Below are 12,058 nucleotides of genomic sequence, written 5' to 3' on the forward strand. Positions count from 1 at the left end.
CGACGGCCGACGCCCCCGCTCCCCTCGTCGGGGTGCGGGGGCGTCGGTCGTCCCCTGCGGGGGCGTCGGTCAGGCGCGGAAGTACCGACGGGACGCCCGGTTCCAGAGCAGTGCGAGCACCAGGAGCGCGACGACGATCGTCAGCACCGCGCCCGTCAGGTGGTGCGGGCCGAACCGCAGCAGCGAGTAGACACCGACGCAGACCCGGATCAGCATGACGACCGTGATCGCCATGAGCGCCCATCGCCCCCGGGTCTGGAGGCCGAGCGCGACGAGCACGACGAGGACCCCGACGACGAGGCTCAGGAGCGCGAAGAACTGGATCTCGGCACGGGACGCGGCGATCGCCCCGGTCACTGCGGCGTCGCCCGCGAGCAGGAACAGCGCGACGCTGCCCACCACGTCCGTGACCGCGGCGATCCAGGTGAGCACGACCGCGACCGTGACGCTCGTGGGTCGGGCCGGGGGGCCCAGTCCGGTGAGGTCGCTCATGCGGGTCACCTCTCTGCAGGGGGACACCGTGCGTGCACGAGGCCCGGTCGACCGGTCGGAGGTGAGCACCGGCGCCCCGGTCCGACTTCCCGGCTCGCCTCACGTCCCTCCGTGATACCAGCGCGGGTCCGGGAGCGCGCGGTGAAACCGGGCGGGGAGCGACGGCCCGCCAGGTAGGGTCCCCGGGTGCACATCACCCTCGGCCCCCTGGACGACGTCGTCGCTCACCTCGGGCACAGTCCTCGCCGCGTCGTCGTGGCCGGGGTCTCGGGGTCGGGGAAGACGACCCTCGCGCAGCGCCTCGCCACGCGCCTGGACCTGCCGCACACCGAGATCGACGCGCTCTTCCACGGCCCCGGCTGGACGCCTCGGGCGACGTTCCTCGACGACGTGCGCGGCGTCGTCGGGCAGGAGCGCTTCGTCGTCGAGTGGCAGTACCGCGCGGCGCGACAGCTCCTCCTGGACGAGGCCGACCTCGTCGTGTGGCTCGACCTGCCCGTGGCGACGACGATGCGGCAGGTCGTGATGCGGACGGTGCGGCGCGCGCGGCGACGCGAGGTGCTGTGGAACGGCAACGTCGAACCGCCGCTCCGGACGGTGCTCCGGGACCGGGGCCACGTCATCCGCTGGGCCTGGTCCACGCGGAACTCGTTGCGCGACCTCCCGGCCACGGTCGCACGTCAGGACACGCCTCCGGCTCTCGTGCGCCTGCGCAGCAGACGTCAGGTCGAGACCTGGGTCAGACGGCTTCCCGCGCCACCCAGCCGCTGAGCGCGTCGACGATCCGGACGTCGCCGTCCAACCAGTCGACGCTCCCCCACTCGCCCGTCGGCAGCCAGGACAGCCTGTCGTGCTCGACGAGCGGCTCGGGCTCCCCCGCCACGATGCGGGCGAGCCACAGACGCATGACGTGCCGGTCCGTGATGTTCCAGCCACCTTCGTCGGGCCCGGCGAGCTCGTCACCGAGCACGACCTGCACCCCCAGCTCCTCGCGGAGCTCGCGGTGCAGCCCGTCGACGGGTGTCTCCCCCGGATCGACCTTGCCCCCCGGGAACTCCCAGCGCCCAGCGAGCTCGACCGGCCGAGAACGACGGGCGGCGAGCAGCAGGCGAGGGGTCGTGAGGTCGTCGACGACGGCGGCGGCCACCACGAGACGGCGGGAGGTCATGTGCGCAGTGTTTCACGCCGACCACGACGAGACCTGGCCGGGCTGATGCCCGACTCGTCACGCGTGGCCGCGTGCACCACGTACCCCCAGCCCCCGAGCACGGACGGACCGTCCCCGTGTCTCCCACCCGTCGAGCGGGCGGACCCCTTGCCGAGAACCGACGTCAGCGGATGCCTGCGTCCTTGGCCCACTGGACGGCCTCGGCGCGCGTCGAGACACCGAGCTTGCGGTAGAGGCTGCGTACCTGCGACTTCACGGTGTTGCGGGTGACGAACAGCTTGGTAGCGATCTGCTCCAGGGTGATGTCCTCGGAGAGGTTCGACAGCACGACCTGCTCACGGCGGGTGAGTGGTGCTGCGAGCTGGACGGCCGGCGACTCTGTCCGGGCCAGTTCGATGATGCTCATGCTTCCTCCATGTGCTGACCGGTCTTCCCATCGCGTCATGGGTCGATCCGGTGAGGTGCTGCTACTGGGAGAGATGGGTGAGCTCGCGATTCATGACGCGGTTCTTCACCCTCAATCTCAGCGATCTTTCCCGACGGGGTCCCCCGCGGCGTGATGCACAGTATCCACGCAGGTCAGATACCGAAAACGCCGGCTCCGGCGACAACGGACGATTTCTCCGATGTGTCACGGATCACGCCCTGTTCGTTGCGACAAGAAATGTGACCCGCCTCACAGTCTCGCGCCCCAGCGTGCTGAGTGACAACCGGAGACGCCCGAGGGCCGCCCTGCGACAGCGTCGCGGAACGGCCCTCGGGGGAACCTCGGGAGGAAGCGGGTGGTCAGCCGCCCACGAGCGCGCTGTACTCGTCCGCCGTGAGGACGGGACCCGTCTCGGTCACGTCGACCTTGATGAGCCATCCCCCCGCGAAGGGCTCGGCGTTGACGAGCGACGGGTCGTCGATCGCGGCCTGGTTGACCTCGGCCACCGTCCCGCTGACGGGCGAGTACAGCTCGGAGACCGACTTGGTCGACTCGACCTCGCCGATCACCGCGCCGGCCGTGACGGTGGCGCCGACCTCGGGCAGCTCGAGGTAGACGATGTCACCGAGCGCCTCGGCGGCCGTGCTCGTGATGCCGACGACGGCGGGCGTCGAGGTGTCGAGCCACTCGTGCTCGGCGGTGTACTGCAGGTCGGCGGGGAAGTCTGCCATGAGGTGCTCCTGGTCTGCTGGTGGAAGATCTGGGGGTCGGGAGGTCGGGCCGGGGCCCGGGTCAGGACGTCTGAGGACGACGGTAGAACGGCATGGGCACGATCACCACCGGCTCCTCACGGCCCCGGACGTCGACCGCGAGCTCGGTGCCCTCGGCGCTGAACTCGGGGGTCACGTAGGCCATCGCGACGGGGTAGCCGAGGGTCGGCGAGGGGGCGCCCGAGGTCACGAAGCCGATCCGCACGTCGGGGTCCTTGCCCGGGATCACGACGGGGTAGCCCGCGCGCGCCGGCCGCTTGCCCAGGCCGCGCAGGCCCACGAGGACGCGCGCGGGCTGAGCCCCCTTGCGGGACGCCAGGGCCGCACGGCCCACGAAGTCGAGCGGGTTGCCCTCGCCGTCGACCTTGTCGAGCTTCACGACCCGGCCCAGGCCCGCCTCGAAGGGGGTGGTGGTCGTGTCGAGCTCGTGGCCGTAGAGCGGCATGCCCGCCTCGAGGCGCAACGAGTCGCGGGCCGAGAGCCCTGCGGGGACCAGGCCGAGGGGCTCCCCCGCGGCCAGCACCTTCTGCCACAGCTCACGAGCCTGCCCGGCGGGGACGAACAGCTCGAACCCGTCCTCCCCGGTGTATCCCGTGCGCGCGACGAGGGCGTCGATCCCGGCGACCCGGAGCTCGACGGACGCGTAGTACTTCAGAGACTCGACAACTTGTACATCTTCGGGAGCGACGAGCGAGCCGACGATCTCCTCGGCGCGCGGGCCCTGGACCGCGACCAGCGCGGTGTTCGCGGCCTGGTCCGTGACGGTCGCGTCGAAGCCCTCGCACCGGCGGACGAGCTCGTCGGTCACGAGCGGCGCGTTCCCTGCGTTCGCGACGACGAGGAACCGCTCCTCGCCCAGGCGGTAGACGACCAGGTCGTCGAGGACCGAGCCGTCCTCGGCGCAGATCATGGTGTAGCGCGCACGTCCCACGGCCACCGCGGTGAGGTTGCCGACGAGCGCGTGGTCCAGGGCGGCGGCAGCCTGCGGACCGGCGACCTCGATCTCGCCCATGTGCGAGAGGTCGAACAGGCCGGCGGCCTCACGCACCGCGCGGTGCTCGGCCAGGTCGCTCGTGTAGCGCAACGGCATCTGCCAGCCGCCGAAGCTCGTGAGCGAGGCTCCCAGGGCGACGTGCTCGTCGTGGAGCGGGCTGAGGCGGTCAGCGACCGGGGTGGTGTCCTGCGCGGACTCCGTCATGGTGATCCTCTCTGCGGTGTCAGAACGAGGGTGACCTCCACGTCACGCTCGCTCTGACAGTCCTGGGGTGGGTCCGAGGTTGTCAGAACCAGCGTGGCCTCGAGGTCACGCTGGTTCTGACAACCTCAGGAGTACGACTCGATCGGCGGGCAGGAGCACACGAGGTTCCGGTCGCCACGGGCCCCGTCGATACGACGCACGGGCGGCCAGTACTTGCCCGACCGCAGCGTAGCGAGCGGGTAGACCGCGACCTCGCGCGAGTACGGCTTGTCCCAGGCGTCCGAGACGACAGCGGCGGCCGTGTGCGGGGCCCCGCGCAGCGGCGACTCCTCGATGCCCCAGGTGCCGGCCGCGACCTCGTCGATCTCGGCCTTGATCGCGACCATCGCCGCGACGAACCGGTCGAGCTCGGCGAGGTCCTCGCTCTCGGTCGGCTCGACCATGAGCGTGCCCGCGACCGGGAAGGACAGCGTGGGCGCGTGGAACCCGTAGTCCATGAGTCGCTTGGCCACGTCCTCGGCCGTGACGCCGGTCCGCGCGGTGATCGGGCGCAGGTCGAGGATGCACTCGTGCGCGACCAGGCCCGCCTCGCCCGTGTAGAGCACGGGGAAGTGCTCGGTCAGGCGGCTGGCCAGGTAGTTCGCGGCGAGCACGGCGGTCTTGGTCGCGGCCTCCAGGCCGTCGGGCCCCATGAGGGCGACGTACGCGTAGGAGATCGGCAGGATGCCGGCCGAGCCGAAGGGGGCGGCCGAGACGGGCGCGGCCCCCTCCCCCGTGAGCGGGTTGCCGGGAAGGAACGGCACCAGGTGCTCGGCCACCGCGACGGGTCCGACGCCGGGGCCGCCGCCGCCGTGCGGGATGCAGAAGGTCTTGTGCAGGTTCAGGTGCGAGACGTCGCCCCCGAACTCGCCCGGGCGGGCCAGGCCGACGAGCGCGTTGAGGTTCGCTCCGTCGATGTACACCTGACCACCCACAGCATGTACAAGATCGCAGACCTCGCGCACGTGCTCCTCGTAGACGCCGTGCGTCGAGGGGTAGGTGATCATGATCGCCGCGACCTGGGGGCCGTGCTGATCGAGCTTGGCGCGCAGGTCGTCGAGCTCGACCTCGCCCCTCTCGGACGTCGCCACGACGACGACGCGCATGCCGGCGAGCGCGGCCGAGGCCGCGTTGGTGCCGTGCGCCGACGCGGGGATGAGGCACACGTCGCGCCCCTCCTCGCCGCGCGAGCGGTGGTAGTCGCGGATCGCGAGCAGGCCCGCGAACTCTCCCTGCGAGCCCGCGTTGGGCTGCACCGAGACACCCGCGTAGCCCGTGATCTCGGTGAGCTGGCTCTGCAGACCGTCGATCAGCTCGGCGTAGCCCAGGGCCTGGTCAGCGGGCACGAACGGGTGCAGGTCCGCGAAACCGGGCCAGGAGATGGCTTCCATCTCGGCGGTCGCGTTGAGCTTCATGGTGCACGAGCCCAGCGGGATCATGGTCCGGTCGAGCGCCAGGTCCTTGTCGGAGAGCGAGCGCAGGTAGCGCAGCATCGCGGTCTCGGAGCGGTGCCGGTGGAACACCGGGTGGGTCAGGTACCCGGTCGTGCGCAGCAGGTCCGGGGTCAGCACGCTGCCGCCGCCGACGAACCCGAGGTCCTGTCCGCCCGCGAAGACCTCGACGAGCGTGAGCACGTCGTCGGGCGTCGTGGCCTCGTCGCACGCAATCTGTACATGATCCGAATCCGGGTTGTACACATTGATCCCGGCCGCCGCGGCCGCCGCGACGAGCGCCGCCGCACGGCCCGGCACGACCACCGCCACGGTGTCGAAGAAGACGTCGTGCTGGAGCTCGAAGCCCGCAGCCCGCAGTCCGTTGGCGAGCGCCACGGCCCGCGAGTGCACGCGCTCCGCGATCTCCTTGAGCCCCGCGGGCCCGTGGTGGACCGCGTACATCGACGCGACGATCGCGAGCAGCGCCTGCGCCGTGCAGATGTTGCTCGTCGCCTTCTCGCGCCGGATGTGCTGCTCGCGCGTCTGCAGGGCCAGGCGATAGGCCTGGTCGCCGTCGGCGTCGACCGACACCCCGACCAGGCGGCCCGGGAGAGAGCGCTCCAGGCCCTTGCGGACCGCCATGAACGCGGCGTGCGGGCCGCCGTAGAACAGCGGGACCCCGAAGCGCTGGGCGGAGCCCACCGCGACGTCCGCGCCGAGCTCGCCGGGGGAGACGAGCAGCGTGAGGGCCAGGAGGTCGGCCGCGATCGTCACCAGGGCGCCCTGCTCCTTGGTCTCGGCGACGAGGGGGCGCAGGTCCCGGACCACGCCCGAGGTGCCGCTCTGCTGCAGCACCATGCCGATGAGCTTCTGGTCCGCCACGCCGGCGGCCACGAGGCCCGCCGTCACGCCCTCGGACAGGTCGACGACGACCACCGGCAGGCCCACCGACTCGGCCCGTGCCCGGGTCACCGCGATCGTCTGCGGGAACAGCTCCGAGTCCAGGGCGACGACGCCCGCCCCGCCCTTGGCCGCGCGCCACATGAGAGCGACGGCCTCCGCGACGGCGGTCGCCTCGTCGAGCAGCGACGCGTTGGCGACCTCGAGCCCGGTCAGGTCCAGGACCACGGTCTGGAAGTTGAGCAGGGCCTCGAGGCGGCCCTGCGAGATCTCGGGCTGGTAGGGCGTGTAGGCCGTGTACCAGGCGGGGGACTCGAGCACGTTCCGGCGGATGACCGGGGGAGTGATGGTCCCGTAGTACCCCAGGCCGATCATCTGGGTCTTGACGACGTTCTTGGCCGCGATGGCACGCAGGTCCGCGAGGACCTCGGACTCGGTGCGGGCCGCGGGCAGGTCGAGGGGTCGGTCGGTGCGGATCGAGTCCGGGACCGCGGCGTCGATCAGCGCGTCGAGCGAGTCGTACCCGAGCTCGGCGAGCATGGTCGCGACCTCGCCCGAGGGCGCGCCGGCCGCGTCCTCGGAGACCGGGCGTGGCCCCAGGTGGCGGAACGGGAAGTGCGCGCGGTCGAACGCGTCGCTGGGCTGCTGTGTCACGGAGGTCTCCGGGGGTCGGCGAGGAAGACGACGGCAGACCCTGGGCCTGCCCGTTCCTCCCCGCTCTGTCATCGGACGCGCAGCGTCGACCTGAGAGTTTTGCCGGTCCGCCATGGTCCTCACGGACCCGGGGCGCGCCGGCTTGCACCGTCGGTAGGGGACTCCTGCGCCCGCGGGCGGACGCGAAGCCACCGCTTTCCAGAGTTGCCTCGCCACCGCGGTACGTCGGCCTGAGAGATTCTCGGGGAGGAGTTGCTCCTTCGGCGCCGACCTCACCCTGAGGTGGCCGGGCTCTCCCGCGGTGGTTCGAGCAGCAGTATGTGGTTGTGCGCCCAGCCTAGCGCGCGCGGTCCGGCGGCGGCGCAGGCGTCTCGTGGGGAGCGCCGTGCACGACGACGGAGCGCACCGTCGCGAGTCGACCCACCGCGCGTTCGAGCGCCCGGGCTCGACGCTCGCTGGCCCGGAAGCTCACGTGGATCGTGCCCGCGTCGCCGTCGCCCTCGACCTCCTCGGTCGCGAGACGCTCGAAGCTCACGCCGCGCGTCGAGAACACGCCCGTGAGGCCGGTCAGGGTGCCCGCGCGGTGGAGCCCCTCGACCTGCGCCACCCACGAGGGCTCGGGCGTCTCGGGTCGGCCGACCCCGCCGTCCCGGCCCGGACCGTCACCCGTGCCGGGCTGTCCGCGGCGGTCCGGCCCGGCACCGGTCCCGCCGGCACCAGCGGTCGCGGCCACGCCGCCGGTCCCGGCACCCGCGCCACCCCGCGCACCCGGACCGCCGGCCGCCCGCAGGGCCGACCCCACGGCTGCCGCCGCTCCGCGCAGGCGGTGCGTCTCGTCGTCGGGCAGGGCGTCCAGGAGGACGCGCGTCCATCCCTCGGGGCCCAGCACGAGCGGGACGCCCAGGACGCCGCGCTGCGGCTCGCCCGCGAGCGCCACCTCGCCGTCGAGCGCGACCTGCCCGGCCACGACGATCTCCCGGCCGTCGAGCACGACCTCGACGAGGTCGACCGTCGCGGACGCCGTGGCGGTCGCGGTCTTGGCGCCGCTCTGGTGCGTCATCCAGGGGCGCGCGACGACGCGCAGGTCGGCGGGCCAGGTGTCGATCAGGCGGTACGCGGCGCCGACGTCGGTGGCCGCGACCTCGACGAGCTCTGCCTTGGCCGCGGCGATCTCGTCGGGGAACGCGTCGAGCGTACGTCCCCGGCGCAGGAGCCGCACGGCACGGTCGCGCTCGGCGACGTCGTGCCCGCTGAGGCGGACGGTCGACCACAGCGGCACGGCGTCCTCGCCGTGCTGGCCCCCGACGAAGCCGCCCACGCGGTGCCGTCGCACGCCCAGCTCGACGGCGATCTCGCGCCGGAAGCGCAGCGTGTCGAGCCAGGCCCCCATGCCGACGACGCGTCGCGCGCCCAGCGCCCGGGCCATCACGGCGACGCCGACCTCGACGGGGTTGGACACCACGATCACGACCTCGTGCCCCGAGCCGTACCGCGCGATCGCGTCGGCGTACTCGGCGAAGACCTCGCGGTTGGCGACCGCGAGCCCGGTCCGGTCGAGCGAGGCGCCCGAGCGGGCGGGCGTCGTCGCGCCGGCCGCGACCACGACGACGTCGGCCACGACGTCGTCGGGGGAGTGGGCCACGTCGATGAGCGGGGCGTGCTCGTCGTAGGCGTCGACGAGGTCCGCGCGCAGCCCGTGGACCGCGCGCCCCGACGCACCACCGGGTCGGCCGACGAGCTGCAGCCGGGAGGTCGTGGGCAGGACGCGCCGCTCGACGAGCTGCGTGACGACCTGCCGCCCGACGTCGCCGGTCGCTCCGAGCACCGCTACGTCCATCCGAGCAGGCTACGTCCGGAAAGTCCCCTCCGCAGGCAGGACGTCTCGGCCGGGCTCGGTCGGGAGGGACGTCCTCAGGCCCGACGGCGCAGCGCCCGTCCGCCCACCAGGGCGAGCCCCGCGGTGGTCAGCGCAGCGGCGACCGCGAGCGGGGCGGTCGGGTCGGCGCCCGAGGACGCGAGCCGTGCCGGGGCCGTCGGGCCGGGTGTGCTCACCGTGGCGCCGGGGGCCGGCACGCCGGAGGCGGAGCCCGGAGAGGTCCCGGGGGAGACGGGCGGCGGCGGGTCGACGGGGAGCGCCACCTCGACCGCGAAGTCCTGGTCGAGTCGCGACTCGCCCGCGCTCGTGAGGGTCACGGTGCGCTCCGCAGGTGCCGGGCTCGTGAAACCCTCCGGGACGGCCAGCGCGATCGTGTACCCGCCCGGGCCGAGCCCGTCGACGAAGTAGGTCCCGTCCGGGCCGGTCGTGAGCGGGACGTCGCCGCCGGGACCGCTGACCAGGACGGTCGCTCCCGGGACCGGAGCGCCGTCGTCGGCCGTGACCGTGCCCCCGATCGCGCCCGGCCGGGCGAGCGTGAAGTCGATCCCGGTCACGTCCGCCGCTCCCAGCGTGACCGCACGCGATCCCGGCCCGTCCACCGTGAAGCCGGGCGGGGGATCGACCGTGACCGTGTACGGACCGGCGGGGAGGAGGTCGAACCGGTACGTGCCGTCCGCGGCCGTGAGGGTGCTGCCCGTCGCGCCGCCCGGGCCCGTGAAGGTCACCAGGGTCCCCGCGACGCCCTGTCCGCCCGCCGTGACCGTCCCGGAGACCGACGGCAGGGCTGAGGCCACGAAGCTCACGGTGCGCAGCGCCTCGTCCCCCGGGAGCACCTCGAACGACCGGCTCGGCTCGTCCACCGTGTACCCGGGCGGCGGTGTCACGGTCACGGTGTGCTGCCCGACCGCGACCTGGTCCACGAGGTAGGTCCCGTTCGAGTCGGTCACGGCCGTGATCGGCCCGCTCGCCCCCGTGATCGTGATCGTGGCTCCCGGGACCGGTGTCCCGTCATCGGTCAGGACGGTTCCTCCGACCGGGACGGGGACGATCGGCCGGACCGTGAAGTCGACTCCGCTCGCGTCGGTCGCGGCGAGGTCGGCCGGCAGGGCGCCGGGGCCGACCACGACGTACCCCGCCTGGCCCGTCGGGGCAGGCGGCGGGGCGACCTCGACCGTGTAGCCGTCCGCCGCGGTGTACCCGGCGAACGAGTACGTGCCGTCGGTCCCCGAGGTCGTGGTCGCGAGCCGGACACCGTCGGGGGACAGGAGCGTGAGCCTCGCGCCGCCCACCGGACCCGCGCCCTGCAGCGCGACCGTCCCGGTGACGTCGCGCGCGAGCGAGGCGAACCAGGTCTGGAAGACCGGGAGCCCGGACCGCTGCTGGAACAGGAACGTCAGGCTCGTGACGGGCACCGTGGGCTCGAACCAGCCCGTGGCCCCCGACGTGTCGGTCGCGGTCGCGTTCCCCCGCAGCACACCCGTGGCGGGGTCCCACGTCGGGACGTCCGTCCCCGTGCAGGCGGGGCTCGGGGTGACGGCGCAGTAGTTGAACCCGCCCTGGTAGCCCAGCTCGGCGCCCGTCAGGAGCCGGCCACCTCCACCCCGCGCGACGACCGTCACCTGGTCTGCGTCGATGTCCCCCAGCACGAACGTCCACCCGCTCGCGGGGGTGGGGCGCTCGAACGTGTAGGTCGTGGTCGACGGAGTCGTCGGCGTGTCGGCCCGCGGGCGCAGGTTCAGGTAGGGCTGCCCCTGGCTCGACCCGTACCGGGAGCCGACGGGTGTCGTGGCGCTCAACCACGAGCTGGCCCCCGACTGGACGCCCACCTGCCCGGCCCGCGAGTCCGACGTCACGGTCGCGGCCGGGAAGCCCCCCGCGGGCAGCCGCATCGTGGTCGTGAAGGTGCCGCCCGTGCCGGCGAGCGGGTCCCAGGCCGCCCAGCCGGCCGTGGTCGCCGCTGTCGCAGGCCCTGCGGCACCGGCCCCGACCAGCAGGGCGAGGGCGAGGGCCAGGACGAGCCCGAGAAGCCGGGTGGTCGGCGTCGACAGCAGCCGGGAGCCCTGGGGCGCCCGGGGGACCCGGCGAGCGTGAGGTACGCGCACCCCCACACGGTACGAGTCCGTGCCGGGCCGCGCGCGCCGGGACGGAACCGGTCGGCGCAGGCGCGGGCCCACCCGTCCATGCAGGCCCGCACGCGTCGACGCAGGAGCGAGCACGCAGGCCGACGATCCTCCCGCCGCATAGAGAGGAGGAAAACCGACCTGTGCTCCGGGTGAGCACGCACGAGATCGACGGAGGTGTGCTCTGTGACGAGCCCCGAGAATCGCCGCGCGGCGTTCTGGCTGGCAGCAGCCACGCTCGTGCTCCTCGCGCTGCTCGCACTGCTCGACGGCTGCGTCGAGGGCGGCGGCGAGGGCTCGCGAGGCCCGGGCGCCGAGGGGTCGTCGATGGTCGACGCGGCCGAGTCGCCCGCACCCGGTGAGCTCACCGTCGCCACGGGAGAGCCGATCGCCGTGGAGGACGTCGACAGGCTTCCTGCCGGGAAGCACGCCTTCGTCCTGCCCGACAAGTCGCGGGTCGTGGTCACGAGCAGCGAGCCGCTGCCCGAGCGCGTCCGGGCCCACGTGCAGGAACAGGTCGACGCGAGCGTTCAGGACCCGGGCGTGCCCGAGCAGATCACGACCAACCGCAGCCTGATCGTCGACACCGCGCAGGGCATCGCGCGCAAGGTCGGACTCCAGACCGGCAAGCAGATCGTCTTCGTGTACCCGCTCGTCGGGAGCTGCCCGGCGGGGAGCACCCCGTTCCTCGGGTGGGCGCACACCTCGATCACGCTGTACGACGTCTTCGACTGCGACGTACTGCCGACCAGGGAGGAGGCCGAGGCGCGGGTCGCCTCGGTCGTCGCGGCCCAGAAGGACCCCGAGCGGTACCAGGTCTTCGTCCGTGACTAGCACCCACACGATCTCCACGACTCTCCCCAGGGTCCCGCCCACGTCCGAGGGCGCGCCTCCTGCCCACCGCTCGCGCGGCGGGCAGGATGAGGTGCTCACCTCGTCGCACGTGCGCGACGGGGACCACCACGAGCGCCCGAGGGGGCT

The 12,058-nt window shown here is 73.2% G+C and carries 10 protein-coding genes and 1 riboswitch; of the genes, 2 read left to right on the forward strand and 8 right to left on the reverse strand.

Annotated features, from left to right (window positions below):
- Nucleotides 1–69 precede the first annotated feature (69 nt).
- Nucleotides 70–492 carry a hypothetical protein gene (locus JOD49_RS10995; protein ID WP_205307227.1) on the reverse strand — a complete coding sequence of 141 codons (423 nt, stop codon included), beginning with the start codon at nt 490–492 and terminating at the stop codon, nt 70–72.
- A gap of 186 nt (nt 493–678) precedes the next feature.
- Between JOD49_RS10995 and JOD49_RS11000 the strand changes: the two genes are divergently transcribed.
- Nucleotides 679–1,263: a P-loop NTPase family protein gene (locus JOD49_RS11000; protein ID WP_307822498.1), complete on the forward strand. Its 585-nt coding sequence runs from the start codon at nt 679–681 to the stop codon at nt 1,261–1,263.
- Here JOD49_RS11000 and JOD49_RS11005 read toward each other — a convergent pair.
- The 7 genes from JOD49_RS11005 to JOD49_RS11035 all read right to left on the reverse strand — a co-directional run bounded on the left by JOD49_RS11005 (nt 1,232) and on the right by JOD49_RS11035 (nt 11,059).
- A complete protein-coding gene (locus JOD49_RS11005) occupies nt 1,232–1,660 on the reverse strand; it encodes a (deoxy)nucleoside triphosphate pyrophosphohydrolase (RefSeq protein ID WP_205307228.1) in 429 nt (142 codons plus the stop codon). The two genes, JOD49_RS11000 and JOD49_RS11005, sit on opposite strands and share 32 nt — an antisense overlap.
- Before the next feature lie 163 nt (nt 1,661–1,823).
- Entirely contained in the window at nt 1,824–2,066 is a 243-nt protein-coding gene (locus tag JOD49_RS11010) for a LuxR C-terminal-related transcriptional regulator (RefSeq protein WP_138826958.1), read from the reverse strand.
- A gap of 380 nt (nt 2,067–2,446) precedes the next feature.
- Nucleotides 2,447–2,818 (reverse strand): glycine cleavage system protein GcvH, encoded by a 372-nt coding sequence (gene gcvH, locus JOD49_RS11015; protein ID WP_205307229.1) that lies wholly within the window; start codon nt 2,816–2,818, stop codon nt 2,447–2,449.
- A gap of 61 nt (nt 2,819–2,879) precedes the next feature.
- Nucleotides 2,880–4,055, reverse strand: coding sequence for a glycine cleavage system aminomethyltransferase GcvT (gene gcvT, locus JOD49_RS11020; RefSeq protein ID WP_205307230.1), 1,176 nt, complete (start codon nt 4,053–4,055; stop codon nt 2,880–2,882).
- A 125-nt stretch (nt 4,056–4,180) separates the two neighbouring features.
- A complete protein-coding gene (gene gcvP / locus JOD49_RS11025) occupies nt 4,181–7,081 on the reverse strand; it encodes an aminomethyl-transferring glycine dehydrogenase (protein ID WP_372441281.1) in 2,901 nt (966 codons plus the stop codon).
- Nucleotides 7,082–7,289: 208 nt separating this feature from the next.
- Nucleotides 7,290–7,390: riboswitch (glycine riboswitch) on the reverse strand.
- A gap of 28 nt (nt 7,391–7,418) precedes the next feature.
- The gene (locus tag JOD49_RS11030; protein ID WP_205307232.1) at nt 7,419–8,918 is read right to left on the reverse strand and encodes a lactate/malate family dehydrogenase; all 1,500 of its coding nucleotides are present in this window, start codon (nt 8,916–8,918) and stop codon (nt 7,419–7,421) included.
- 74 nt (nt 8,919–8,992) lie between these two features.
- Nucleotides 8,993–11,059, reverse strand: coding sequence for an MSCRAMM family protein (locus JOD49_RS11035; RefSeq protein ID WP_307822499.1), 2,067 nt, complete (start codon nt 11,057–11,059; stop codon nt 8,993–8,995).
- A 204-nt stretch (nt 11,060–11,263) separates the two neighbouring features.
- Here JOD49_RS11035 and JOD49_RS11040 point away from each other — a divergent pair, with 204 nt between their 5' ends.
- Nucleotides 11,264–11,911 (forward strand): hypothetical protein, encoded by a 648-nt coding sequence (locus JOD49_RS11040; RefSeq protein WP_205307233.1) that lies wholly within the window; start codon nt 11,264–11,266, stop codon nt 11,909–11,911.
- Nucleotides 11,912–12,058 lie beyond the last annotated feature (147 nt).

The organism is Oerskovia jenensis (genome assembly GCF_016907235.1).
GTDB lineage: Bacteria > Actinomycetota > Actinomycetes > Actinomycetales > Cellulomonadaceae > Oerskovia > Oerskovia jenensis.

Coding starts and splice junctions, on each gene's coding strand:
- JOD49_RS10995 (WP_205307227.1), bottom strand. CDS start 492: ATGAGCGACCTCACCGGACTGGGCCCCCCGGCCCGACCCACGAGCGTC.
- JOD49_RS11005 (WP_205307228.1), bottom strand. CDS start 1,660: ATGACCTCCCGCCGTCTCGTGGTGGCCGCCGCCGTCGTCGACGACCTC.
- JOD49_RS11010 (WP_138826958.1), bottom strand. CDS start 2,066: ATGAGCATCATCGAACTGGCCCGGACAGAGTCGCCGGCCGTCCAGCTC.
- gcvH (WP_205307229.1), bottom strand. CDS start 2,818: ATGGCAGACTTCCCCGCCGACCTGCAGTACACCGCCGAGCACGAGTGG.
- gcvT (WP_205307230.1), bottom strand. CDS start 4,055: ATGACGGAGTCCGCGCAGGACACCACCCCGGTCGCTGACCGCCTCAGC.
- JOD49_RS11030 (WP_205307232.1), bottom strand. CDS start 8,918: ATGGACGTAGCGGTGCTCGGAGCGACCGGCGACGTCGGGCGGCAGGTC.